The sequence below is a fragment of the Priestia sp. YIM B13490 genome (genome assembly GCF_042787735.1).
Classification (GTDB): domain Bacteria; phylum Bacillota; class Bacilli; order Bacillales; family Bacillaceae_H; genus Priestia; species Priestia megaterium.
In genome coordinates this window covers 643,385-666,957 of record NZ_JBHZOT010000003.1, presented here as the reverse complement: position 1 = coordinate 666,957, position 23,573 = coordinate 643,385, and the positions used below count along the sequence as shown (strand labels likewise).

Annotated in this window: 27 protein-coding genes; 23 read left to right on the top strand and 4 right to left on the bottom strand. The window is 38.5% G+C overall.

Going from position 1 to position 23,573, the window contains the following annotated elements; all coding sequences use genetic code 11:
- Nucleotides 1-52: 52 nt before the first annotated feature.
- From ACFX4R_RS13310 to mug, 9 genes are all read left to right on the top strand, one after another.
- The gene (locus ACFX4R_RS13310; RefSeq protein ID WP_162214311.1) at nucleotides 53-844 is read left to right on the top strand and encodes a putative hydro-lyase; all 792 of its coding nucleotides are present in this window, start codon (nucleotides 53-55) and stop codon (nucleotides 842-844) included.
- A 17-nt stretch (nucleotides 845-861) separates the two neighbouring features.
- Nucleotides 862-1,617: a 5-oxoprolinase subunit PxpB gene (gene pxpB, locus ACFX4R_RS13305; protein ID WP_377569757.1), complete on the top strand. Its 756-nt coding sequence runs from the start codon at nucleotides 862-864 to the stop codon at nucleotides 1,615-1,617.
- On the top strand, nucleotides 1,614-2,609 hold the full coding sequence (locus tag ACFX4R_RS13300) for a 5-oxoprolinase subunit C family protein (RefSeq protein ID WP_377569754.1): 996 nt from the start codon (nucleotides 1,614-1,616) through the stop codon (nucleotides 2,607-2,609). Before pxpB ends, ACFX4R_RS13300 begins: the two co-directional genes overlap by 4 nt.
- A 22-nt stretch (nucleotides 2,610-2,631) precedes the next feature.
- On the top strand, nucleotides 2,632-3,093 hold the full coding sequence (gene accB, locus ACFX4R_RS13295) for an acetyl-CoA carboxylase biotin carboxyl carrier protein (RefSeq protein WP_165575097.1): 462 nt from the start codon (nucleotides 2,632-2,634) through the stop codon (nucleotides 3,091-3,093).
- A 28-nt stretch (nucleotides 3,094-3,121) separates the two neighbouring features.
- Nucleotides 3,122-4,486 (top strand): acetyl-CoA carboxylase biotin carboxylase subunit, encoded by a 1,365-nt coding sequence (gene accC / locus ACFX4R_RS13290; RefSeq protein ID WP_043982601.1) that lies wholly within the window; start codon nucleotides 3,122-3,124, stop codon nucleotides 4,484-4,486.
- 131 nt (nucleotides 4,487-4,617) lie between these two features.
- Nucleotides 4,618-5,382 carry an IclR family transcriptional regulator gene (locus tag ACFX4R_RS13285; protein ID WP_043982600.1) on the top strand — a complete coding sequence of 255 codons (765 nt, stop codon included), beginning with the start codon at nucleotides 4,618-4,620 and terminating at the stop codon, nucleotides 5,380-5,382.
- A 27-nt stretch (nucleotides 5,383-5,409) separates the two neighbouring features.
- A complete protein-coding gene (locus tag ACFX4R_RS13280) occupies nucleotides 5,410-6,219 on the top strand; it encodes a uroporphyrinogen-III synthase (RefSeq protein WP_165575098.1) in 810 nt (269 codons plus the stop codon).
- Between the two features lie 587 nt (nucleotides 6,220-6,806).
- Nucleotides 6,807-8,147 (top strand): coiled-coil domain-containing protein, encoded by a 1,341-nt coding sequence (locus ACFX4R_RS13275; protein ID WP_097823338.1) that lies wholly within the window; start codon nucleotides 6,807-6,809, stop codon nucleotides 8,145-8,147.
- 68 nt (nucleotides 8,148-8,215) lie between these two features.
- On the top strand, nucleotides 8,216-8,728 hold the full coding sequence (gene mug / locus ACFX4R_RS13270; protein WP_043982596.1) for a G/U mismatch-specific DNA glycosylase: 513 nt from the start codon (nucleotides 8,216-8,218) through the stop codon (nucleotides 8,726-8,728).
- A 20-nt stretch (nucleotides 8,729-8,748) separates the two neighbouring features.
- On the opposite strand, the gene ACFX4R_RS13265 is transcribed toward mug, so the two are convergent.
- Nucleotides 8,749-9,858 (bottom strand): metallophosphoesterase, encoded by a 1,110-nt coding sequence (locus ACFX4R_RS13265; protein WP_043982594.1) that lies wholly within the window; start codon nucleotides 9,856-9,858, stop codon nucleotides 8,749-8,751.
- 148 nt (nucleotides 9,859-10,006) lie between these two features.
- On the bottom strand, nucleotides 10,007-10,306 hold the full coding sequence (locus ACFX4R_RS13260) for a hypothetical protein (protein WP_013083290.1): 300 nt from the start codon (nucleotides 10,304-10,306) through the stop codon (nucleotides 10,007-10,009).
- Nucleotides 10,307-10,462: 156 nt separating this feature from the next.
- Between ACFX4R_RS13260 and ACFX4R_RS13255 the strand changes: the two genes are divergently transcribed.
- Nucleotides 10,463-10,963, top strand: a complete 501-nt coding sequence (locus ACFX4R_RS13255) for a metallophosphoesterase family protein (RefSeq protein WP_322552078.1) — start codon at nucleotides 10,463-10,465, stop codon at nucleotides 10,961-10,963.
- A gap of 29 nt (nucleotides 10,964-10,992) precedes the next feature.
- On the opposite strand, the gene ACFX4R_RS13250 is transcribed toward ACFX4R_RS13255, so the two are convergent.
- The gene (locus tag ACFX4R_RS13250; protein ID WP_043982590.1) at nucleotides 10,993-11,217 is read right to left on the bottom strand and encodes a hypothetical protein; all 225 of its coding nucleotides are present in this window, start codon (nucleotides 11,215-11,217) and stop codon (nucleotides 10,993-10,995) included.
- Nucleotides 11,218-11,366: 149 nt separating this feature from the next.
- Here ACFX4R_RS13250 and ACFX4R_RS13245 point away from each other — a divergent pair, with 149 nt between their 5' ends.
- The 12 genes from ACFX4R_RS13245 to ACFX4R_RS13190 all read left to right on the top strand — a co-directional run bounded on the left by ACFX4R_RS13245 (nucleotide 11,367) and on the right by ACFX4R_RS13190 (nucleotide 21,243).
- Nucleotides 11,367-13,349: a methyl-accepting chemotaxis protein gene (locus ACFX4R_RS13245; protein ID WP_377569751.1), complete on the top strand. Its 1,983-nt coding sequence runs from the start codon at nucleotides 11,367-11,369 to the stop codon at nucleotides 13,347-13,349.
- 77 nt (nucleotides 13,350-13,426) lie between these two features.
- Nucleotides 13,427-13,564, top strand: a complete 138-nt coding sequence (locus ACFX4R_RS13240) for a hypothetical protein (protein ID WP_014459963.1) — start codon at nucleotides 13,427-13,429, stop codon at nucleotides 13,562-13,564.
- A gap of 197 nt (nucleotides 13,565-13,761) precedes the next feature.
- Nucleotides 13,762-15,198 (top strand): FAD-binding protein, encoded by a 1,437-nt coding sequence (locus tag ACFX4R_RS13235; RefSeq protein WP_280560801.1) that lies wholly within the window; start codon nucleotides 13,762-13,764, stop codon nucleotides 15,196-15,198.
- On the top strand, nucleotides 15,195-15,758 hold the full coding sequence (locus tag ACFX4R_RS13230) for an MFS transporter (protein ID WP_013083286.1): 564 nt from the start codon (nucleotides 15,195-15,197) through the stop codon (nucleotides 15,756-15,758). Before ACFX4R_RS13235 ends, ACFX4R_RS13230 begins: the two co-directional genes overlap by 4 nt.
- Nucleotides 15,759-15,859: 101 nt before the next feature.
- The gene (locus ACFX4R_RS13225) at nucleotides 15,860-16,051 is read left to right on the top strand and encodes a hypothetical protein (RefSeq protein WP_025751820.1); all 192 of its coding nucleotides are present in this window, start codon (nucleotides 15,860-15,862) and stop codon (nucleotides 16,049-16,051) included.
- A 118-nt stretch (nucleotides 16,052-16,169) separates the two neighbouring features.
- Nucleotides 16,170-16,361 carry a hypothetical protein gene (locus ACFX4R_RS13220; RefSeq protein ID WP_237074935.1) on the top strand — a complete coding sequence of 64 codons (192 nt, stop codon included), beginning with the start codon at nucleotides 16,170-16,172 and terminating at the stop codon, nucleotides 16,359-16,361.
- 398 nt (nucleotides 16,362-16,759) lie between these two features.
- Nucleotides 16,760-17,104, top strand: a complete 345-nt coding sequence (locus tag ACFX4R_RS13215) for a Na-translocating system protein MpsC family protein (RefSeq protein WP_013057171.1) — start codon at nucleotides 16,760-16,762, stop codon at nucleotides 17,102-17,104.
- Nucleotides 17,105-17,292: 188 nt separating this feature from the next.
- A complete protein-coding gene (locus ACFX4R_RS13210) occupies nucleotides 17,293-18,087 on the top strand; it encodes a formate/nitrite transporter family protein (protein WP_165575102.1) in 795 nt (264 codons plus the stop codon).
- Nucleotides 18,088-18,306: 219 nt separating this feature from the next.
- Complete coding sequence (locus ACFX4R_RS13205) at nucleotides 18,307-18,492, top strand: hypothetical protein (protein ID WP_162214303.1); 186 nt, start codon at nucleotides 18,307-18,309, stop codon at nucleotides 18,490-18,492.
- 35 nt (nucleotides 18,493-18,527) lie between these two features.
- A complete protein-coding gene (locus ACFX4R_RS13200) occupies nucleotides 18,528-18,710 on the top strand; it encodes a hypothetical protein (RefSeq protein WP_241771402.1) in 183 nt (60 codons plus the stop codon).
- A 118-nt stretch (nucleotides 18,711-18,828) separates the two neighbouring features.
- Nucleotides 18,829-20,790 carry a GTP-binding protein gene (locus tag ACFX4R_RS13195; RefSeq protein WP_377569748.1) on the top strand — a complete coding sequence of 654 codons (1,962 nt, stop codon included), beginning with the start codon at nucleotides 18,829-18,831 and terminating at the stop codon, nucleotides 20,788-20,790.
- A gap of 141 nt (nucleotides 20,791-20,931) precedes the next feature.
- A complete protein-coding gene (locus ACFX4R_RS13190) occupies nucleotides 20,932-21,243 on the top strand; it encodes a hypothetical protein (protein ID WP_043982582.1) in 312 nt (103 codons plus the stop codon).
- Between the two features lie 69 nt (nucleotides 21,244-21,312).
- On the opposite strand, the gene ACFX4R_RS13185 is transcribed toward ACFX4R_RS13190, so the two are convergent.
- Nucleotides 21,313-21,834, bottom strand: coding sequence for an LURP-one-related family protein (locus tag ACFX4R_RS13185; RefSeq protein WP_043982581.1), 522 nt, complete (start codon nucleotides 21,832-21,834; stop codon nucleotides 21,313-21,315).
- A 225-nt stretch (nucleotides 21,835-22,059) separates the two neighbouring features.
- Here ACFX4R_RS13185 and gad point away from each other — a divergent pair, with 225 nt between their 5' ends.
- Entirely contained in the window at nucleotides 22,060-23,463 is a 1,404-nt protein-coding gene (gad, locus tag ACFX4R_RS13180; RefSeq protein ID WP_043982579.1) for a glutamate decarboxylase, read from the top strand.
- Nucleotides 23,464-23,573: the final 110 nt, after the last annotated feature.

The following is a 23,573-nucleotide window of genomic DNA, read 5'->3' as shown; positions in this document are numbered from 1 at the left end:
AACAATGTGCCCGCACGTAAGTTGCGTGTGGGCACTGATGGGAGAGAGAAATATGACAACCCTTTCACAACTAACTCCAGCTGAACTTCGTCAGCAAATCCGTAACAACCAGCTTATTCAACCAACAGCAGGCATGGCAAATGGCTATGCTCAAGCTAATTTAGCTATTTTACCAAAGCAACAAGCTTTTGACTTTCTATTGTTCTGTCAGCGTAACCCTAAATCGTGTCCTCTTTTAGATGTCACAGACGCTGGATCTCCGGTGCCGAAGTTTGCAGCTCCGTCGGGAGATATTCGTACAGACATTCCAAAGTATCGAATCTATGAAAATGGGGAACTAGTAAAAGAAGTAACCGATATCACAGACTACTGGACAGAAGATATGGTAGCTTTCCTTATCGGCTGCAGCTTTACATTTGAACACGCACTGTTAAACAACGACATACCTGTTCGTCACATTGAAGAAAATTGTAATGTTCCTATGTATAAAACAAATATTTCATGCGCTGAAGCGGGAATATTCCATGGCTCGACGGTAGTTAGTATGCGGCCAATTCCTCAACAAGATGTAGTACGGGCAGCCCAAGTAACTTCACGTTTTCCAGCTGTGCACGGAGGACCTATTCACATTGGAAATCCCGCTGCGATAGGCATTGAAGACCTTCACTCTCCGGATTTTGGCGATGCTGTTTCAATTAAGGAAGGGGAAGTGCCCGTATTCTGGGCTTGTGGTGTAACCCCTCAAGCAGTAGCAATGGAAACAAAACCTTCTATTATGATTACACATGCTCCGGGGCATATGTTTATCACAGATATTCGAGATGAAAAACTAGGTGTTTTATAAAAGAAAGAGGTGTAGATATGAATCAAACCGTAACAAAAGCATCGGCTGTTATTTCTCCGCTTGGCGACTCAGCGCTTATAATAACGTTTGGAGATAGCATTCAATACGACATTCATAAACAAATTAAAGCGTGTAAAGATTCGATAGAATTAAATCCTTTTCCTGGATTTATCGAATGCGTGCCGGCATTTACGAACCTGACAATCTTTTATAACCCCCTTGAAGTTGTAGCAGCCGTGAAAAAGAAGGAGAAAAAAGAATTTGTTTCTCCTTTTGAAGTAGTGTCCTCTATCATTCAAAGTAAACTAGAAAACGAACAGACAGAAAAAGCGTTAAACCATCGTACGGTTTCTATTCCAGTTTGCTACGGAGGAGAGTATGGACCTGACCTTGAATATGTCGCTCGTCACCATAACTTAACAACTGAAGAGGTAATTAGTATTCATTCTGAAGGCGAATACTTAGCATATATGATTGGATTTGCTCCTGGATTTCCATTTCTCGGAGGGTTATCTGAAAGAATTGCTACGCCTCGCCGGCCATCTCCTCGCACCTCTATTCCTGCTGGCTCGGTTGGTATTGCGGGAATGCAAACAGGGGTGTATCCTATTTCCACTCCCGGAGGATGGCAGTTAATTGGTCAAACGCCCGTTAAATTATTTTTGCCGGAACAAAACCCACCAAGTTTGCTGCAGGCTGGAGATATTGTAAAATTCGAGCCTATCTCTAAAGAAGAGTATCAAGAACTACGGGCAAAGGAGGGGGAAAAATGAGTATGCGAGTCAGTAAAGCCGGGTTATTAACGAGCATTCAAGATTTAGGAAGAAGAGGGTTTCAGCAGCACGGTGTAATTGTAAGCGGTGCAATGGATTCTTATTCCCTCCGAATTGCTAATTTACTAGTTGGTAACGATGAAAATGAAGCGGGACTTGAGATTACGCTAATGGGACCTACCCTTGAAATAGAAAGTGATTGTTTAGTAGCGATCACAGGAGGAGATTTAACTCCTTCGGTCAACGGAAAGCCAGTACCTATGTGGAAACCTTTATTTATTCTAAAAGGAAGCACTTTATCATTTGGTCCTTGCAAAACTGGGTGTCGTTCCTATCTATCTGTAGCAGGAGGATTTGCTATTGATGAAGTGTTAAATAGTAAAAGTACGTATTTAAGAGGTGAAATCGGGGGCTACAAAGGAAGAGCATTACAAACAGACGATGTTTTACCTCTATCTGTTCCTGCTGTTTCAAAGCCTGCTTTTCTTTCAAATGAAGTGATAAACGGAGTATATACTTCTTCATGGTCCGTAAATTATAAAGAATTTGTTCATTTTACAAAGAAACCAGGTGTCCGCGTTATGAACGGCAGTCAATTTGATTTATTTACAGCTGAAAGCAAAAGTCATTTTATGAAAGGGCCTTTTAAGGTATCGAATCAATCAGACCGAATGGGCTATCGAATGGATGGACCTTCTCTTCAGCTTCAAGAAAAAAAAGAGTTATTGTCTGAAGCCGTTTCACAAGGTTCTGTTCAAGTCCCCCCGGATGGAAATCCCATCATTCTGTTAGCGGACCGTCAAACCACGGGGGGATACCCTAAAATTGCTCAAGTCATCACAGCGGATTTACCGCTTTTAGCTCAAGTAAAGCCTGGAGAATCCATTTACTTTTCTCACATTTTGCTTCACGAAGCTGAAAGAATCTATTTAGAAAAAGAACAGATGCTTCAAGAATTGAAGATTGCTATTAACCTTGCGTCAACTAAATAACACAAAACGGGAGTGACAAGAAATGATAAACGTACGTGAATTGCAAGAAGTTGTTTCATTAATGAATGAATCTGGTATTCAAAAGCTCCATATTGAACATGAAGGAACAAAAGTTGTCATTGATAAAGCAGGAATTCCTTTAGAGGACACAGCTGTTACAGAAGTGAAAACAGATGAAGTAAAAGCCGATGCCACTGAGCAAGCGCCTCAAGATTCTATGTCTGTAAACGCAGCAGAAAACAATGAAAAGCAAATTTTATCACCAATGGTCGGAACGTTTTACGCCAAGCCAGAAGCAGACGCCGATCCCTTCGTTCAAGTAGGACAAACAGTTGAACGTAAAGATGTTGTATGTGTGATTGAAGCGATGAAGCTGTTTAACGAAGTCGATGCGGGAATAGAAGGAGAAGTGCTTGAAATTCTTGTGAAAGACGGGGATGTTGTAGAGTTTGGACAGCCATTATTTACCGTAAAATCACACTAAAGTATACATACTGTCAGGAGGAGTCATTATGTTTAAAAAGATCTTAATCGCAAACCGCGGCGAGATTGCAGTTCGTATCATTCGGGCTTGTAAAGAGATGGGGATTGCAACCGTGGCGGTTTATTCAGAAGCAGACAAAGATGCACTTCACGTGAAGCTAGCAGATGAGTCATTTTGTATTGGCAAAACGTCTTCTAAAGAAAGCTACTTAAATATTCGTAATTTGCTTACCGTAGCGCAAGTAACCAAGGCAGACGCTATTCATCCAGGATACGGATTTTTAGCTGAAAATGCTGATTTTGCTGAGATGTGTGAATCCTATGACGTTACCTTTATTGGTCCAAAAGCAGAAGCTATCCGTAAAATGGGAGCAAAAGCTGTAGCACGAGATACAATGAAACAAGCCGGCGTGCCTATTGTACCTGGAACGGAAGGACTGATTGAAGATAGCAGCACCGCTATGCCAGTAGCAAGAGAAATAGGTTATCCGATCATCGTAAAAGCCACAGCGGGCGGTGGCGGAAAAGGAATGCGACTGGCTCATAGCGAAGAAGAGCTAGAAAAAGCAATTCGTCAAGCTCAGCATGAAGCAGAAACTGCCTTTGGAAACGGCGGCGTATATCTTGAAAAATATTTAGAAGAGCCAAAACACATCGAAATTCAAATCATTGCGGATGAAGAAGGGAATGTGGTTCATTTAGGTGAACGAGATTGTTCGATTCAACGCCGTCATCAAAAGTTGGTAGAAGAAGCTCCGTCTCCTGCGGTAGACGAAAACCTTCGTGCTAAAATGGGCAAAGCGGCGGTCTCGGCGGCTAAAGCAGTTGATTATACAGGTGTCGGAACAGTTGAGTTTCTATTAGATAAGCACGGGCATTTTTACTTTATGGAAATGAATACACGAATTCAAGTTGAACATCCTGTTACAGAACTTGTAACAAACATTGACTTAATTAAAGAACAAATTTCAGTAGCAGCAGGCTACCTGCTATCATTTGCTCAGCAGGACATTCAGTTAAAGGGATGGGCAATTGAATGCCGGATCAATGCAGAAAATCCGGCTAAAAACTTTATGCCTTCTCCTGGAAAAGTCGAGATGTATTTACCTCCTGGCGGCTACGGGGTTCGTGTAGATAGCGCCGTTTACCCTGGCTATGAAATTTCCCCATTTTATGATTCAATGGTGGCGAAATTAATTGTAACGGGGAAAGATCGAAATGAAGCGATTCAACGAATGAAACGCGCACTCGAAGAATTTATCATTATCGGTATTCATACAACCATTCCTTTTCATTTAGAATTACTGAACCATCCTTCTTTTAAAGAAGGGGATTTCACAACCAAATTTCTAGAAAGTAATCCTATTTCAATTAAAGAACTAGAAACGGTGTAAGAAAGGAAAGTGCTCTTATAAGGGAGTGCTTTCCTTTTTTTCTTCATGTATAATAAAAAGAACATATGATTAGCTAGTAAGCTATACGTCTATCAAATACATGTATTCGCACAAATAAGGGAGAAGGTTTTATGCAAGCTAACAATAAAACGGTTGTTAAATCCATGCAGATTCTCACGCTTTTTATCAAGCACCCTAAGCTGACCTTCACAGAAATGATGGAATATTCAGGCGTTCCGAAAACTTCTTTGCACCGGATGGTTGGTTCGCTTGAAGAGATGGGATTTTTAACAAAAGATGCGCAAGGATACTATTCGCTAGGACTTTTATTCTTGCAATTTGGTCAGCTGGTGGCTAATCGCTTAGATATTAGAAATATCGCAAAGCCTGTAATGGAAACGCTCCGAGACGAAGTAGAAGAAGCGGTTAATTTAATTGTACGAGATGGGAATGAAGCTATGTATATTGAAAAAGTAGATACGCTTCATCCAGTGCGTCTCTACACATCAATTGGAAGGCGTTCACCTCTTTATGCGGGAGCTTGTTCACGCATTATCTTGGCGCATTTACCCGAAAAAGAACAAGAGGAATATATTACTCAAACGGAGCTGGCTCCAATAGGCATTGGAACAATTACAGATCAAAAGAAACTAAGAAATGTATTAAAAGAAGCAAAAGAAAAAGGGTATACCATTAGCACCTCTGAATTAGAAAACTTTACAACATCCGTGAGCGCGCCGATTGTAAATCATCAAAATGAAGTGGTTGCAGGCATTAGCGTAGCGGGAATTGAAGCGAGATTTCAAGGAGACAGACTGCCGTTCATTATTCAAAAAGTAACAGAAGCGGCGAGCCTAATTTCTGAAAAACTAGGTTATCAAGGATCATTAAAGTAGCATACATAGAAAAATGGAGGTAGACCATTGAAACGATTAGAAGGTAAAACAGTCGCACTCGTAGGTCAGCGTAAAGTAGAAGAAATCAGCAAAATTGTTGAAAACCTTGGCGGGACCCCGCTTGTACGACCTGCACAAGGAACAATCTTTTTAGATGACACACATTTAGAAGCAGATATTAAAGAACTGGTAAAAGGAAATTATGAATGGTTTATTTTTACGACAGGGGTCGGTACAGAAATTCTTTACAAAACGGCAGAAAAGCTAGGGCTGGCCGACGAATTTCTGTCTTCTTTACAAGCAGCTCATATTGCTGCACGCGGGTATAAAACCGTAAATATGTTAAAAAAACTCGGTGTTACTCCAACTGTTCGAGATGATGATGGAAGTACAGCGGGACTAGTCAGGGCGCTTCATTCGTTTTCTTTTGAAGGAAAGCATGTAGCGCTTCAGCTTCACGGAGATCCTGCACCAAAATTAATTGACTTTCTTTCGAATCAAAAAGCCCAATTTAAAGAGATTTTACCGTATCAGCATATTCCGCCACAAGCAGAAGTCATGGAACAGCTTATAAACGAATTAGTAAGCGGAAAAATTGATGCTGTTAATTTCACAAGCGCTCCGCAGGCGCGCTTTTTATTTTCATTTGCAAGAGAACACGGACAAGCTGATCACATTCGAGAACTCTTTAAAAGCTCTGTAGTAGCTGTATCCGTAGGAAAAGTAACCGCTGCTGCTTTAAAAGAAGAAGGAGTAGATCGTATTGTTATTCCTGATCAAGAAAGAATGGGAAGTGCAATTGTAGCTTTAGAACATTATTATCAGCAGCGTGATTAACAAAAGACCTTCTCACCTCACCGTGAGAAGGTCTTTTGTATGACTTCATCCGAGCGTTGTCGAATATTGTTTGATAATTACCTATCACCTTTTTTTTAAACACGTGCAAACAACAGATAAACATAGATTTGTTACTATTTCAGAAAATCATTTTCAAATACTGTAAAAATAGCAGAAAAAGGTAAAAATAGACGTGGATGTTAAAAAATTATTACATTCTCTTTAGCAACAACTTATATCCAACCAGCTTAAAAAATCTTGATCGCCTATTTTATCATGTTAAAAACAGTGCTGTGTAAAGTCCGGTAGATTATTTATTTTAACAGGGATATAAAGGTATATTTTTGCAGGTGAAAGATGAATGTATACACAAGCTTTAAATGTTACATTACTGAAATACAATTGTAATATTGTTATTCTTTTTTTCAACGTTTATCGTGGTATAATTTTCGTAGATTTTCATTAGCATATTTAGCTATTTATCGACAAATACAGTGAACTTTACATAAATTGTAAGACTTTTATACATATTGATACATAATTAGAAATTACTAGTTTAACAGAGCGAGAAAGCGGAGGAATTCATATTGAAAAAGAAAATGCTTTTACTTAACACAACGGTTTTATTAGGCCTGGGAGGAGTTTTATCAACTCCAGCGTATGCCTCTACCATTCAGGATATGGAATCACAAAAATCGCAAATTCAAAATCAGCGTCAAGATGTGCAATCTAACATCAAAGCAGCTTCTGATGAATTAACACGCCTTCAAGCAGAACAAGATCAAATGAAAGCACAGCTTGAGCGATTAACAATAGCAGAAGAAGAAAACAATAAAAAAGCCCAAAAAACAGAAGCCGATATTAAAGAAACGTCTAAACAAGTAGAGCAGCTTGAAAAAGAAATTAAGCTGCTTCAAGAAAAACTTGAAAAGCGAAACGATATTTTAAAAGATCGTGCACGTTCCCTCCAGGAAAGCGGCGGTAACGTAGAGTATTTACAAGTTTTACTTGGTTCTTCAAGTTTTGGTGATTTTGTAGACCGCGCGCTAGCTGTTTCAACTATTGTAGATGCAGACCGTGGTATTTTAAAAGAAACTAAAAATATGCAAGACGAATTAAAAACAAAACAAGCGGATGTTAAGTCTAAGCTTGCTAGCTTAGAAGACATGAAGGCAGAACTGGATGAAATGACTGTCCAGCTAGCAGCTCAAAAGAAACAAAAAGATGCATTGGCAAAAGAACTAAAAGATAAAGAAGCAAAAAATGAAGAACTAAAAGCTTCTCTACAATCAAAAGACAGCTCTCTTGCAAATGAACAGTCTACGCTTGAACAAAATATTAAAGATCAAAAAGCTGCAGAAGAAGCAGCAAGAAAAGCAGCTGAACAAGCGGCTAAAGAGGCAGCCAAGAAAGCAGCTGAGCAAGCCCAAAAAGCAGCGGCTGCACCAGCTGAAAAAGCCGATTCATCTTCTGTTAAGGCAGAAGCACCAAAAGCAAGCAGCAATGATGTGGCACCTACAAGCGCTCCAGCTCCAAAAGCTAGCAATGTTGTAACAGTAGGAAACCGCTGGATTGGAAACTCTGCTTACGTATTTGGCGGTGGACGCAGCCAGTCTGATATTAGCCACGGCTTATTTGACTGCTCGTCATTCGTACACTGGGCATATTCTCAAGTTGGCGTTAACCTTGGACCTCTTGGATCTGTAAGTACAGAAACGTTAAAGCATGCTGGAACACAAGTGTCTTCTAGTCAAATGCAGCCTGGCGATCTTGTTTTCTTCGATACATATAAAAAAGACGGCCACGTTGGCATTTATGTAGGAGGCGGCAAGTTCATCGGTGCTCAAAGCTCAACAGGTGTTGCAATTGCAAACATGAGCAGCGGCTACTGGAAACAAAAATTCAACGGACGCGTAGTTCGTATTTAATAGGGTATAGTAAAAAGAAAACATCCCATCTGGATGTTTTCTTTTTATATTGTAAGGAGCGTATGACTATGAATTCTATTTTTGATCATATACACCCCAACTTAGATATTTTATTTGTCGGGTTTAATCCAAGCATCCGTTCAGGTGAAACGGGTCATCATTTTGCGAATCCAACCAATCGCTTCTGGACGATTCTTCACAAAGCAGGTTTGACAGATCGTAAATATCATCCGGAGGAAGATCACTCGCTGCTCCAGCTGGGGTACGGTTTAACAAATATTGTAGAGCGTCCTACAAAAGCAGCTGATGAGATTACCAAAGAAGAATATGCAGAAGGCAGAGAAATCTTAAAGAAAAAAATAGCTACATATACGCCTAAAATCGTTTGCTTTGTTGGAAAAGGTGTCTACCAGCAGTACAGCGGACGCAAGCAAGTAAAGTGGGGTAAACAAGAGAAATCGATGGTATCAGGAATAATGGACTTTGTTGCCCCGTCTTCGAGCGGGCTCGTTCGAATGAAAGTAGATGAAGTAGTCGCCATTTATGCAGAGCTTCCGACGTTGCTGCGTACATTAAAATAGAGAAAGCCCTAGGGCTTTCTCTATTTTGTAAACGAAATATCAATTTGAATAATTTCTGATCGGCTCCCGATTCGAAGCGGAGGACCCCAAAAGCCAAATCCTGAAGAGACAATGGTATGCAGTTGGTTATTTTGCTTGTAGCCCCAATCAATTTCAAATAACCGCTTTGTGATTAAATGATTAGGTGCCATTTGTCCTCTGTGAGTATGGCCGCATAGAAGTAAATCCACGCCTGCTTGTTCCGCTTCTTTTAAAGAAAGCGGCTGATGATCCATCGCAATGACAGGAAGAGAACGATCCGTTTCACTCGCTAAATCGAAAAAGCTGTCTCGATTTTTGTCCGTCTTGTCTTTTCTGCCTATTAAATACAAGCTATCACCTATATTTAACACTTCATCCATTAAAATAGGGATGTTCATTTCTTTCATTCTCTCCACAAACTGAGGGATCTTCCCGCCGTAATACTCATGGTTTCCCAAAATTCCATACGTGCCTAAAGGCGCTTTGAGCTGCTTCATCATAGAATCCATTTCTTTTTTAAAGAATACGTGGGGATCATCGTCAATAATATCTCCAGGAAGTAAAATAAGATCCGGCTGTATCTTTTGTACATGAGTGATTAACCGCTGCAAATGTTTTTTGCCGGACAATGTGCCAAAGTGCATATCAGATGCTACAGCAATGCGAAGGTTTTTCCGATTCGTCTTTTTAGCAAGCGAAATCGTATATTTTCTTACCACAGGACTGTAAGCATTATACGTACCGTAAGCAAAAATGAATAAAAAAGCGGCAATTACGAAAAATCCAATTGAATCGATAGCTGTAGAAAGCGAAGCGCCTAGAAGAGTAAGGATATAGACGGCTAAATTACTTATAGGAAGCAAAAGAACCGAATATTGAATAAATCCTAACCAGTACGATCCCACAATTTTAAATATGCTCACTTGTTGAAACGCACGACTGATGATAAAGGAATAAGCAAAAAAGACAACGATCACTGTAAGAATCCATTTGTTTTCCACTTCAAACATTGTGTGAAACCACATCCAAGCGTTCCATCCGATGTACAGAACGAATAAATTATATAAAATAACAACTAAAATAGACCTTACTAACACACTTACTTTCATACGCTAACCTCTTTTCTTTCATCCGTAATTCCACTATAGCTCATTTTTATTGCTTCAACAAAATTTTATCTCTTCTTCTTATCAATAAAATTTTTGCTTGTCACACAAACGAAAAAACACACCTATAAAACAAGGTGTGTTTTTTGTATTAATGATGGTGATGCGCGTGGTGAAGGCTGCTAATCACAAATTCAGGCTCTGGAACGTGGAAATATTGAATCCATACGCCTTCTAAAAATTTCTCGCGTTTATCTAAAACGATATCGATATCTTTATCTGTTTTTACGATTTCATCATGTTCAGTCGGCGTATCGAATTTCCAATCATAATGCGCGTGATCACCGTGGTCGATAGTTACATATACACGAATCATTTTTCCTTGACCTTCTGGGCTAGCCAATGCATTTTTTAACACTTTTGCTGCGTTTCGATTAATTTTTACTTCCATTTTGAAAACTCCATTCTGTAACTTGGTATGTAACGTATTTTCGCAAACTTAAACGAAAAAGAGAAATTTTTTGCCTGACGCTCCGGATAGAGTTGCTTCATTCCAACGCAATACGCTACACTACACCATATTGAATGAAAAAGGAGCGTATCATAAATGAAGATTGTTATTTTAGGTGACACTCATATTCCAAAAAGAGCGAAACATTTTCCGAAAAGACTCTTAGCCGAACTGAAAACAGCTGATGCTATTATTCATACGGGGGATTTTCAAACGACAGATGTCTACAATGACCTGCGTGTGTTTGCTCCTGTACATGGGGTAATTGGAAATGTAGACAGTGAAGAGCTTCAGCAAGTACTTCCATCTTCATTACTTCTTCCGTTTGACGACGTTACGATTGGCGTAACCCACGGTCATGGCAAAGGAAAAACGACTGAAAAACGTGCACTTTTGGCATTTGAACATGAACAAGTCGACGCAGTAATTTTTGGTCATTCTCACATTCCTCTTCATAAACAAATTGGTGATATTACGTTGTTTAATCCAGGTTCCGCTACTGACAAGCGGCGGGAAAAGCAATTTTCGTTTGGACTTCTGTACATACAAAAAAACACGCTGCGTTTTGAACATGTTTTTTATGATTCTAAAGACTAAAACAAGAGAGGACTCTTGTTTTAGCATTTTTACGTTGTATGGTCTAAATGAGCAATATATTCGTGAAGCTTATTTTCTTCGTAATCATTTAAGTCATGCATCGGAATAACCTGCTGAGTTTGAGGATCCGTTCCTCGTACTTCCGCAATTTTTACTCCTTCTTTATAGATATTAAAAATATCTTGTTCTTCCCCGCGCTGAACCTTTTCTGTTTCAAACATTGAAAAAGACTTGCTGTTTTTACTTTCTTCCATTAAAATCACCTACTTTTTTTATCGTACTCTTATCTTTTCACTCCCATTGTTAATTATGTATACACTCGATGACTAAAGGAATATGAAGTCTTGCCGATAGAAAGAAAGTGCACGATCACTTTTAACTACAGAGAGAGAGGCTACATAGCATGGAGAGAGTAAGAAAAAAAAGGTCCCTTAATAACTTTAAGACAAAGCTGGTGCTAGCATTTGCAGCGATCTTATTGGTGCCATCTGTTACGATAGGTGTATCAGCTTACATAACGGCGAAACATGAAATTGAAAACCAAATTATTAACACAGCACAGCAAAATGTACAGTCTATTAATTCAGTGATTGACGATACCATTGGACCAAAAATTCATGATGTAGAGTTTTTTGCATCAGTGGTAAACAACGAGCGCTACAATGAAAAAGATATGGCTACTTTAAGGAAAAATTTTAACTTATATGCTTCGCTTCATCCAGAGGCTATCAGCATTTTTACAGGAAATCAGCAGGGAAAGTTTATTCAATCGCCTAAAAAAGTGCTACAAGCAGGCTATGATCCCAGAAAACGAGATTGGTACAAGCTAGCCATGCAAAACAAAGGAAAAACAGTTGTCACTGAACCTTATCCATCAGCCTCTACAGGTCAGACCGTTATTACTGTAGCGAAAACATCGGCGGATGGCACAGGGGTTATTGCTTTAAATTTAGATATTAGCCGCATTAATAAAGCTGTCAGCAAAGTAAAAATCGGAGAAAAAGGATATCCATTTCTTTTAGATGGAGAAAGAAAATATATTGTTCACCCTGCGGAAAAAGCAGGTACAAAAGCGACAGATTCTCTTTTTGACAAGCTTTATGCAAAGAGCTCTGGGTCTTTTGAATATACCTTTAACGGGGATGAAAAAAAGATGGTCTTTACGACAAATAAAACAACAAGCTGGAAAGTTGCAGGCACTATGTATTCATCAGAAGTTAGTGAAGCTGCACAGCCTATCTTTTACAAAACACTATTTATCATTGTAGTTTGTCTGATAATCGGGAGTCTTACCATTTTTGTGGTGTTGCAATCGATTATTAAACCGCTCAAACAGCTTAAGAATCAGGCTCTGAGCGTTAGTGAAGGAGATCTGACAACAGCGATTACCGTCAATTCAAAGGATGAAATCGGCGAGTTAGGGTATGCTTTTAGTCAGATGCAAAACAATCTTCGCACATTAATTCAAAATGTTGAAATGAGTGCAGAGCAAGTGGCTGCTTCTTCAGAAGAGCTAACGGCCAGCTCACAGCAAACGAGCGCTGCGACTGAACAAGTATCAGTTGCGATACAAGAAGTGGCTTCTAGCGCGGAAAAACAAACGGCTGTTATTGACCAAAATGCAGCTTCTTTAGATGAGATTGTACAAGGAGTTTCTACTATTGCTCAGCGTACAGAAGCTGTTTCTCAGCTATCAAATCACACAACGTCTGAAGCTGTAGAAGGCGAAAAAGCCGTGAGAGAAACGGTCGAACAAATGGAATCCATTTCTCAATCCGTTGAGCTATCTAATACAACGATTCGTACTTTGTTTCAACGTTCAAAAGAAGTTGGAACCATTTTAGAAGTAATCAGCGGTATTGCTGCTCAAACAAATTTACTAGCCTTAAATGCTGCAATCGAAGCGTCACGAGCTGGAGAACATGGAAAAGGATTTTCCGTTGTAGCAGCGGAAGTGAGAAAGCTGGCAGAACAATCACAAGTGTCCGCGTCTCAAATTTCTGAGCTTATTCAAGCTATTCAACAAGATACTCAGGAATCTGTAAATACAATGGAGCAAGTTACAAACAAAGTTGAAGAAGGACGAACAATTTCACAAACGGCTATTCAAAAATTTGAACAAATTCTAAGCAGCATGAATGAAACGACTCCGCAAGTAGAAGAAGTGGCTGCGACTGCTCAGCAAATTTCAGCAGCGGTTGAAGAGGTGGCTCGTACAGCAGGTGAAATGGCGATCCTTGCTAAAGGAAATGCAGCTACATCTGAAGAAGTGGCCGCATCAACTGAAGAACAGCTGGCTTCAATGGAGGAAATTGCTGTTTCCGCACAATCTCTGTCTCAAATGGCAGAACAATTAACAGCGCTCATTAGCAAATTTAATTTGTAAACTTTCGTCAAATCGTCATAGACCTCTTTTATATTGGAAAAAGTAGAACATACACACATGAAAGAGGTGACAGTATGATGGAGCAAACAAAAATGACCTTTGAGCCAGCTTCAATTAACGATGATATGCACGCGAAGCTGAAACAGCTAGAAGAGCAGTTTCAACAAACGTTAGGAAAAAGAGTAGCTTTAGTTGCATACGAAGCTGAAAAATAAAGAAACAAAAAAGAAAAGACGCTAGGTCTTTTCTTTTTTTGTTTCAATAAGGTTAACATACATTAAATTACAAGTTTTTTTCATATACTTTCTCAAAATGAATTATAATATAGTGTAAAATTACACTTTTATAGTGTTATTTCACTTTTAATATGGTATAATTTCACAAAAATAAAGAAAGGAGCTTACAGTTTGTGATGAAGAAAAACGTGTTGTTAGGAACTTTTTTATCTTTTTATCTAGTAGGTTCATATGCCTCCTATCATATTTATAAACAGCAGCAAAGCCGTCCTGTAACGAAAGATGTTGCTCGGCTTCTTCCTACAAAAGTCAAAGAAATAAAGCACGGAACAACTGAAAAACAGCTGAAAGATTGGGTGAAAACCGCTTCACAGCATCATGAAAAAATAGCGATTTCAGGCATGCAGCACAGTCAAGGAGGGCAGACGTATTATCCGAATGCTATTTTACTTGATATGAAGCAGTACAATAAAATTGTAGATTACAAGCCACGTCAAAAAGAAATTACGGTTCAAAGCGGGACAACGTGGAATGATATTCAGCAATATATACATAAAGACGGCCTTGCTCTTCAGGTTATGCAATCACAAAATATTTTTACCGTTGGAGGTTCTATTAGCGTGAACGTACACGGCAGAGATATTCGATACGGTTCTTTAATGGATACGGTAAAATCTATGCGTCTCCTGCAGGCCGACGGGTCTATTATCGAAATTAGCCGGACAAAACACCCTGAGCTGTTTTCTTTAGTAAACGGAGGCTACGGGTTATTTGGAGTCATTTTAGATGTGACGCTTCGTTTGACGGACGATGAATGGTACGAAGATGAAATTATCCGCTTAGATTATAGACAGTATACAGCGTATTTTAAAAACTACGTACAGCATAACCCTGACGTTCGTATGCATATGGCGCGTATTTCTGTTTCTCCTAATCAATTGCTAACAGATATGTACGTCACAAACTATCGCTTATCTTCTCAAAATACTTCTACTGTAAAAGAACCGCTCAAAACAGAAAAAATAGTGGCACTTCCTAAATTTATGCTAGGACTGTCTCGTTACAGTGACTGGGGAAAAGATATGCTGTGGGAAACACAAAAGGCTTATTTTTTAAGACAAAATGGACGGCTTGAAACAAGAAATAATGTTATGCGTTCTGAAAGTGATTTTATGGAATACGAAAGTGCTAGCCGGACGGAAGTTTTACAAGAATACTTCGTTCCGGTTGATGAATTTGCTTCTTACATCGATGATTTACGCGAAGTGTTAGCAACAGAGAAATTAAATTTACTGAACATTACTGTTCGCTATGTAGAAAAAGACAATAAAGCCGTCATGTCTTATGCAAAAGACGACATGTTTGCTCTCGTTTTCCTTATTAACCAGAAAAAAGACCATCAAGGCATGGCTGATACACAAAGAGTTGTCAGAAAAATGGTGGATGTAACGCTGCAGCACCAGGGAAGCTATTACTTGCCTTACTACGGCTACCCAAGCAAGAAGCAATTAGAAGAGGCTTACCCTCATACAACCGCCTTTTTTAATTTAAAAAGAAAATATGATTCAAAGGAAACGTTCGTTAATTTATTTTATAAGGAGTATGGAAAATGACGTACAAACAACTCTTACACTCACAAAGCCTGATGATTACTGCAAGCAGTATTGTTTTTCCTTTTTACCTTTTACTGCTTCGAAATCTTGGCGATAGTTATTCACAATTTGGCTTAGCTTACGGAATTTTTGCTTTAACCGCAGCTTTGAGTCACCCTTTAATCGGTTCATGGAGTGACAGAGTAGGAGAAAAGCGCTTGCTCATTTTATATACGTTTGGGATGGCGGTTGTTATGCTTGTGATTCCCGTTCTATCAACTATTACGCAGGTGTATATCATTCAAGTTATAATGGGGCTACTTGGAGCTCTTCAAAAAACAGCAGAAAAAATAGCGTTATCTAGGCAGACAGATCGTGCTCATACAGGAAAACAAGTAGGACACTACCATTTATGGACCTCTATATGGGCAGCTTTAGCCGTGATTGCAACAGGGTATATCATTGATTTCCTTACAATCGGCAGCCTTTTTTACATCACTTCGTTTATGTATGTAGCGGCAGGGGTATTAATATGGCAAAAACCAAAAACAGTCGAGCTTGAACGCCACCATTCGCTGTAAAAGCATATATGGACAGGTCACTTGAATTTTTTAGTTCGTATTATAAGATACTATAAAAAATTTATGTTCTCCCGATATAAGTACTGAAAGGAGAAACGTTTATGCAAGGTATAAGTATATCAGGGCAAGATGCATGGTCTTCTATTATAGTATCGTTCGCTATTTTCATCATTATATGGGGTCTGATTCCAGGCTTAACTATAAAGTATGTATGTAAAAGTCAAACACTAGGTATAGCAAGTTTTTTTGTTGGTATTGCCTATGGGGTTAAAGCAGGTCATTTCCTTATTTAAATACGATTTGGTGTAAGTAAGGAAGCTTGGACCGCTATTAGCTAAGTGGGAATCCCTTTTATTTCCTGTTATTTTTTTAGAGCAATTCTCCATAATAACAGTTAAAGAGGTGAATCCGATGACAGATAACAATGTTGGGTTTGGAGTTAGCGGAGGCGAAGAGACGAGAAAAAAATCTACTGTTTCTAGTGAAACTCCTATATCTAGTGATGTACAACAAAATCAGAAACAAGATAACTACGAAAAGCTTAGCCACCAACTAAATTCATTATCTGATGATGAATTTAGAGCAGATCGTGATGAAGATTAAGGGTTTCCTATCAAAAAAGGATATTTAAATTAAATAAAGTATTATGAAAGTAAACTAATTGGATTCCATGGCTTTAACGTGATAGCATTAACTACTGGTACAAACATACCACTTGACTATTTTGACATGCTATTTTGTCAAAGTTCTTAGTTATTTCTTTGATAACTGAGAATCCATTTGTAACCTTTAAGTAGAGATATAAAGGTAATCCTTCACTTTAATAAGTGAAGGATTTTTTTTATCATTTCGTAATGGTTTTGCGATGATTTGGATTAACGGGGATAAAACAGATACATTGTATACAATGTAAACGTCGTCATGTATAATGTAACTTATTCTTAGTTGAAAACTTGAATGAGCAAGGGAGACATACTCGAGATAAGCGGAGGCATACACCAGTGTCTAAGAAAATACATGATTTTAATGATATTATCCGAAAGCTGCGCAAAAAACTTTTTGGAAAAGGTCCAGAACGAATTCATACTGTATTTGTTCAAAATATGGCTATTTCAACTTTGTACGGCAACTTAACGCCAGCTGAACAATTTATCGCGAGAACAACCGAAGGTAAAGAGACGGTACATATGGCAAGAACAAAGCTTATTCAAAACCTTTACGCTTCATCTCCTCCAGAGGGGCTTGAAGACTTGTTAGGAGCTAAGCTGGAGTACTTATTTTCTGATATCAAAGTAGAAGAAGATATCGCTGTTTCTGTGTTTGTGTTTGAAACCAATATTCAGTAGAACAACGTAAAATACATAATTTAATTAAATGAAAGAGAAGTAGGATCTGCTTGTTTTTTATTTGATTTTATTATAGATAATGATGACTGATATACTGTAAAGAAAGTGCAGGATTATTAGGCAGCATTCAAAAACCTTGTGTAAAAGGTGTTTTTGAGTGCTGCCTTTTTTAGTTAAGGAGGAGTTTTATGGCATTTCACAAGCCGGATAAAATGTTAAACATCGCTTTAGAAGCGGGGGTTTCAAAAACGAAGCTATCCCTTTCTTCCATTCTCATGCTTGGGTTTTTAGGAGGCGCGTTTATTGCGCTTGGTTTTTTACTAGATGTACGCGTCATTGGTAATTTACCGGCTGAATGGGGAAGTTTATCGAATCTTTTAGGAGGGGCCGTCTTTCCTGTAGGTCTTATGCTGGTCGTACTTGGGGGAGCGGAGCTTATTACGGGGAATATGATGTCTGTTTCCATTGCCCTGTATGCAAGAAAAATTTCACTTCGTCACTTGTTTCATAACTGGTTTTGGGTCACGCTTGCTAACTTTTTAGGTGCTGTGTTTATTGCATATTTCTTTGGACATATTGTAGGTTTAACAGAAACAGGGCCTTTTTTAGATAAAACGATAGCAATTGCTCAAGCTAAAATTGATGATTCGTTTTTTAAAACGCTTATTTCTGCTGTGGGCTGCAACTGGCTTGTATGTTTAGCTATTTGGCTTTCATACGGCGCTGACGATGTTACGGGGAAAATTCTTGGTATTTGGTTTCCGATTATGGCATTTGTTGCGATTGGCTTTCAGCACGTTGTAGCCAATATGTTTATTATTCCCGCCGCTATTTTTGCAGGTCACTTTACATGGATTGATTTTATTGCAAATATTATCCCTACCTTTATTGGAAATATGATAGGAGGAGCTGTATTTGTAGGCCTTATTTATTTTTCTTCTTATCAACGGAAACAAAAAGAACAATTAAAAAAAGCTTCTTAAGCGGTTTTATCAGTTGTCATAAAAAAAAAGCAGTCTCTTAGTAAAGAGGCTGCTTTTTTGATAATGAAAGGTGAAAAAATGTACTTTTAACAATTTATGTATGATAACATATAAAACAATTAAGGTTCGGTAAAGGGTCAAGTTCGTTTTTTATTACCATAATAATATTATGGTTAACTAGATGGTAGAGAATACATTGGCAAGGGAGAGAAAGAAAGAGTGAATATTGGTATAGGATTGATTCTGCTATCTGTCGCACTACTATTTCTTATATCAGGAATGTTTTTACGCAAAAAGAGAAAAAAGGTATGTAGCAACAGTTTGTTAATCGCAGGAACATTGATTTTATCAGCAGGTCTATTATTAATCACTGGTGTATATGATCCGTATGCAAATCATATTTAATAGCGTATTAAAGGAGAGTGAAAAAATTGAAGTTCATGTTTGCTGTTTTATTGATTATATTTGGCAGCATTTTAGTTGGGTTGACCAGTAACAGTCTAGGCGCGACAGGTAATAACATCATGCATTTATCTGGAATTGGGTGCTTTATAGCAGCTATTTTTATAGTGAAAGGCAAAAAAGATATTAAACGCCGTACAAAAAGGGAATGCGATGTTTAATCACGCATTCTTTTTTGATGTGAGCAGTTCTAGGCCTTTGTCGTCCACTTTTTCTTAAGATTATTATAAAATAGAAAGTAACAGCTATACATACAGCAGTAAGGTGGTATTTAATATAATGAAACAATCTAGCAAAACGATCGGTATCGTAGCGCATGTCGATGCAGGAAAGACAACGTTTTCCGAACAGCTTCTTTATCATACCAAAAGTATTAAACAACGAGGAAGAGTCGACCACAAAGATTCCTTTCTTGATACCCATACGATTGAAAAAGAACGAGGAATTACGGTATTTGCCGATCAAGGAACTTTTTCATATAACGGTTCTACTTACTATTTAATTGATACGCCTGGCCACGTCGATTTTTCACCTGAAATGGAACGTTCTATTCAAGTGATGGACTATGCAATTGTTATCTTAAGTGCAGTAGAAGGAGTCGAAGGCCATACAGAAACCGTTTGGCAGCTGCTTCAAAAACATCGTGTGCCCGTATTCTTTTTCATCAATAAAATCGATCGTGTAGGAGCAAATCCTGAACGTGTTATAAACGATATTAAACATAACTTAACCCCCGATGTTTTTGACATAACGTCAGAGCTTATAGATGGCTCGTTAAGTGAGGAACTTATTGAATTTATAGCTGAAAAAGATGAAGAGCTTTTAGATGCATTTATGGAAGGCAAGAATGATCAAGCTTATTGGAAAGCAGCTATGCAAAAGCTTATTCAAACCAATCAGCTTTTCCCGTGTGCTTGTGGTTCAGCTTTACAAGATATCGGCATTGAAAGTTTTTTAGAGAAGCTCGATTTGCTAACAGAAACTCGCTACTCGAAGGAAGAAGCATTTTCAGGTCGTGTATATAAAATTCGGCACGATGAAAACGGCATGCGCATCACGTTTATCAAAGCTCTAAGCGGGACAATGCAGGTGCGTGATGAAGTGGCTTATGAAAAAAACGGAGAGCTATACGAAGAAAAAATCACTCAAATTCGTGCTTATAACGGGAGTACATTTAAAAACGTAAATGAAGGTTCAGCTGGCGAACTTTTTGCGGTTACAGGGTTGTCTTCAGCATCGATTGGAGACGGTCTTGGAACATTAAAAGAAAGCCGCTCCTACGAACTTTTGCCTACGTTAAAATCAAAAGTTGTTTTTGAGCCTTCTGTTCATCCAAAAGAAGGAATTAAACTTTTTCAATTATTAGATGCTGAAGACCCTTCTTTACATGTGACGTGGGAAGAAAGGACTCAAGAGCTTCATATTCATGTGATGGGAGCAATTCAGCTAGAAGTTCTCGAAAAACTGATAAAAGAACGTTTTAATATAAACGTACAGTTTGAAGAACCAGAAATTTTGTACAAAGAATCCATTCAAAATACAGTGATGGGCTACGGGCATTTTGAACCGTTGAAACACTATGCAGAAGTTCATTTGAAAATAGAAGCAGCGGAACGAAACAGCGGAATTACTTTTGAAAATGCTTGTCACGCCGACGATTTATCCGTGGGGTATCAAAATCTAGTCCGTCAGCATATATTTGAAAAGCCGCATCATGGTTTGTTAACGGGTTCACCTATTACTGATATAAAAGTGACATTATGTACTGGACGAGCTCACAACAAGCATACAAGCGGAGGAGATTTTAGAGAAGCAACGTACCGTGCACTGCGACAAGGGTTAGAAAAAGCAGAAAATATTGTGCTAGAACCGTATTATGATTTCAAAATTAAAGTAGATATTGATCAAATGGGGAGGGTATTAGCGGATGTTCAAAGTGCAAACGGTCGCTTTGATTCCCCTGAAACAACCGGAAACAAAGCGATTATTACAGGCAAAGTTCCTGTTGCTACTTTTATGACCTACGGTTCGACGCTAGCATCTTTTACGCATGGAAAAGGAGCGATGTCTCTGTTATTCGGAGGGTATGAACGCTGTCATAATGAAGCAGAAGTGATTGAACAAATCCGCTACAATAAAGAGGCGGATCCCGAATACAGCTCATCATCCGTCTTTTGCGCCAAAGGACAGGGCTATACGGTTTCTTGGAAGGAAGCAGAGGAAAAAATGCACTGTTTATAAAAAGCACTGTAGCGATTGCTACAGTGCTTTTTTCGTAGCAATCTTTGCAATCTTTCAACAGCTGTTTTCTCCATACCTTTACAATAAAAACCACATTATAGTATAGTTTACTTATATTTCTAAAAAAGAGGTGACAGAAACGTGGATGCTACTGTTAATACAACTAAAAGCGGTATAATAGGTGGGATTCTTGGAGGAATTTCACTTTTATACGTCATTATTAATACTTTATTGATCCTTAACTTTTTTATAGGACTTATTGCGGCTGAAAAGCTTCAAGGACTGCCTATTATCGCACCTATCTTTTTAGTTCCGCTCATGATTGTTCCTGCAATTATTGGGTTTTTTATAAAAAAAGACAAGCTCTGTCTATGGGCGATTATTTTAAATATCATCTTGTTTCTTGTACCAATTGGCTACCATGTTATCGGTACATTAGTATTTGGCCCTTAATTAAAAAAACGAACAAACTTCAATATAAAGTTTGTTCGTTTTTTTATATCATATAACCTTCTATAACCACTATTGAGCGGGAGCAGTAGCTGTACTGCTGTTTTCGTCTTTCACCATCATCCTTACGCCTTGTACAACCGCAATTCCTTCCCACTTATCAAGATCAGGTTCGAGAAATTCTAAAGCAAACGTGTGGGGACGTAATGACAGAAAGGAAGAGAGTGTGCGGACTTGAATAATAGGAACGCCGGAACGCAAAACGTCGAATTTGCGATCTGTTATATTCCCAGTAATTTCATATGTATCGCCATCGTTTCTGATATAAAGATACTTCTTTTTAAAAAAAGTAAATTTTCGCTGAATCATGCCAACTTCATTTCCGTGGGAATCAGAAATAATCAGCTTCGGCATAAGGGCAAACATTTTAGATTTACCTGTAAATATAATTTCTTCGTCCTTTAAAATCTCAAATTTATTAGCAATAGATAACTTATATGCGACATTTCCAATAACGTCTTGTGATTCATTATAGATAGGAGATTCACCTAACTCGAAAAACTTATCTTGCAAGATAATCCCTTGTTTCTCCATTTAAAAACCTCATTTTACAATATATTACCATATTTTACGCCTTTCGGGTTTGGTGAGACCGTTTTCATGGGTATTATTAAATAAAGTTCATCCTTACGTGCTACGGATAATGAGAAGAATGAAAATAGGTTTCAAAGCTCATAATGTGTAAAGGAGACCTGCTTGTTACAACACCAGGTGGAACGTAAAGTAATTTGTTAGATATACATAAGGAGATGATACTTTATGCCTCAATGGCACCCGCATCGTGAACAAAAAAATTTACCTGATGAATTTCCTGTTAATCCGCTTTTTTCTCGACAAGGAGAAGTGACGATTCCAAGGCTGCGTATCAGTGATCAAGGTATGCTTCCAGAAACAGCTTATCAAATCATTCATGACGAAATTGCTTTAGACGGAAATGCCCGTTTAAATTTAGCTACGTTTGTTACTACGTGGATGGAGCCTGATGCAAAGCGTTTGTACGGAGAATCTTTTGATAAAAATATGATCGATAAAGACGAGTATCCGCAGACAGCGGCTATCGAAGAGAGATGCGTACGTATTTTAGCGGATTTGTGGAATTCACCTAATCCTGATACAACGATGGGCGTTTCTACTACAGGCTCATCTGAAGCATGTATGCTTGGCGGACTGGCTTTAAAAAGACGCTGGCAGAAACTGCGTAAAAGTAAAGGGCTATCAACGGACCGCCCGAACATTGTATTTAGTTCATCCGTTCAAGTAGTGTGGGAGAAGTTCGCAAACTATTGGGACGTAGAACCTCGTTATGTGAACATTAATCCAGATCATCCTTATTTAGATGCAGAAGGCGTCATTAATGCGGTTGACGAAAATACAATTGGCGTCGTACCGATTCTTGGAGTGACGTATACAGGAGTTTACGAACCAATTGCTGCTATCGCAAAAGCTTTAGATGAGTTACAAGAAAAAACAGGGTTGGATATACCTATCCATGTAGACGCTGCTTCTGGAGGTTTTATCGCTCCATTTCTTCAACCAGACCTTATCTGGGATTTCCGCTTGCCGCGAGTAAAGTCCATTAACGTATCAGGACACAAGTATGGTTTAGTTTACCCTGGTTTAGGGTGGGTGATTTGGAGAGAAAAAGAAGACTTGCCTGAAGATCTTATTTTTCGCGTTTCTTATTTAGGAGGCAACATGCCAACTTTTGCGCTCAACTTCTCTAGACCAGGAGCACAAGTTCTTTTACAGTACTACAATTTCTTGCGTTTAGGTAAAGACGGCTATTATGCCGTGCAAAAAACCTCCCAAGAAAACGCGCTGTTTCTCAGCAAAGAAATTGGAGAAATGGAAGCGTTCGAAATTCTTGCTGATGGTTCAGATATCCCGGTTCTTGCTTGGAAACTGAAAGAAGGATATACACCAAACTGGACGCTTTATGATTTGTCTAGACAACTGCGTACGTATGGATGGCAAGTTCCTGCTTATCCACTACCTGCAGACATGGAAGAAATAACAATCATGCGCATTGTCGTTAGAAATGGATTTTCAAGGGACCTGGCTCATTTATTTATGGTTAATTTCAAACAAGCCGTTGAATTTCTTAACTCATTGGATAGACCTGTTCTTAAAGACACGAAATACGACAATGGATTTCATCATTAACATTTGTTACGAAAACACAAAGCCGTGTTATGAAAAATTGCATGGCTTTGTGTTTTTTTATGCATAAAAAGATAATTTTTTCAAAAAATTCCATAAACAACACAAGAAAA

Excerpts from the sequence above, each read along its gene's own strand:
- ACFX4R_RS13310 (WP_162214311.1), top strand. The coding sequence starts at position 53 with ATGACAACCCTTTCACAACTAACTCCAGCTGAACTTCGTCAGCAAATC.
- pxpB (WP_377569757.1), top strand. The coding sequence starts at position 862 with ATGAATCAAACCGTAACAAAAGCATCGGCTGTTATTTCTCCGCTTGGC.
- ACFX4R_RS13300 (WP_377569754.1), top strand. The coding sequence starts at position 1,614 with ATGAGTATGCGAGTCAGTAAAGCCGGGTTATTAACGAGCATTCAAGAT.
- accB (WP_165575097.1), top strand. The coding sequence starts at position 2,632 with ATGATAAACGTACGTGAATTGCAAGAAGTTGTTTCATTAATGAATGAA.
- accC (WP_043982601.1), top strand. The coding sequence starts at position 3,122 with ATGTTTAAAAAGATCTTAATCGCAAACCGCGGCGAGATTGCAGTTCGT.
- ACFX4R_RS13285 (WP_043982600.1), top strand. The coding sequence starts at position 4,618 with ATGCAAGCTAACAATAAAACGGTTGTTAAATCCATGCAGATTCTCACG.
- mug (WP_043982596.1), top strand. The coding sequence starts at position 8,216 with ATGAATTCTATTTTTGATCATATACACCCCAACTTAGATATTTTATTT.
- ACFX4R_RS13265 (WP_043982594.1), bottom strand. The coding sequence starts at position 9,858 with ATGAAAGTAAGTGTGTTAGTAAGGTCTATTTTAGTTGTTATTTTATAT.
- ACFX4R_RS13260 (WP_013083290.1), bottom strand. The coding sequence starts at position 10,306 with ATGGAAGTAAAAATTAATCGAAACGCAGCAAAAGTGTTAAAAAATGCA.
- ACFX4R_RS13255 (WP_322552078.1), top strand. The coding sequence starts at position 10,463 with ATGAAGATTGTTATTTTAGGTGACACTCATATTCCAAAAAGAGCGAAA.
- ACFX4R_RS13250 (WP_043982590.1), bottom strand. The coding sequence starts at position 11,217 with ATGGAAGAAAGTAAAAACAGCAAGTCTTTTTCAATGTTTGAAACAGAA.
- ACFX4R_RS13245 (WP_377569751.1), top strand. The coding sequence starts at position 11,367 with ATGGAGAGAGTAAGAAAAAAAAGGTCCCTTAATAACTTTAAGACAAAG.
- ACFX4R_RS13240 (WP_014459963.1), top strand. The coding sequence starts at position 13,427 with ATGGAGCAAACAAAAATGACCTTTGAGCCAGCTTCAATTAACGATGAT.
- ACFX4R_RS13235 (WP_280560801.1), top strand. The coding sequence starts at position 13,762 with ATGAAGAAAAACGTGTTGTTAGGAACTTTTTTATCTTTTTATCTAGTA.
- ACFX4R_RS13230 (WP_013083286.1), top strand. The coding sequence starts at position 15,195 with ATGACGTACAAACAACTCTTACACTCACAAAGCCTGATGATTACTGCA.
- ACFX4R_RS13225 (WP_025751820.1), top strand. The coding sequence starts at position 15,860 with ATGCAAGGTATAAGTATATCAGGGCAAGATGCATGGTCTTCTATTATA.
- ACFX4R_RS13220 (WP_237074935.1), top strand. The coding sequence starts at position 16,170 with ATGACAGATAACAATGTTGGGTTTGGAGTTAGCGGAGGCGAAGAGACG.
- ACFX4R_RS13210 (WP_165575102.1), top strand. The coding sequence starts at position 17,293 with ATGGCATTTCACAAGCCGGATAAAATGTTAAACATCGCTTTAGAAGCG.
- ACFX4R_RS13200 (WP_241771402.1), top strand. The coding sequence starts at position 18,528 with ATGTTTGCTGTTTTATTGATTATATTTGGCAGCATTTTAGTTGGGTTG.
- ACFX4R_RS13195 (WP_377569748.1), top strand. The coding sequence starts at position 18,829 with ATGAAACAATCTAGCAAAACGATCGGTATCGTAGCGCATGTCGATGCA.
- ACFX4R_RS13185 (WP_043982581.1), bottom strand. The coding sequence starts at position 21,834 with ATGGAGAAACAAGGGATTATCTTGCAAGATAAGTTTTTCGAGTTAGGT.
- gad (WP_043982579.1), top strand. The coding sequence starts at position 22,060 with ATGCCTCAATGGCACCCGCATCGTGAACAAAAAAATTTACCTGATGAA.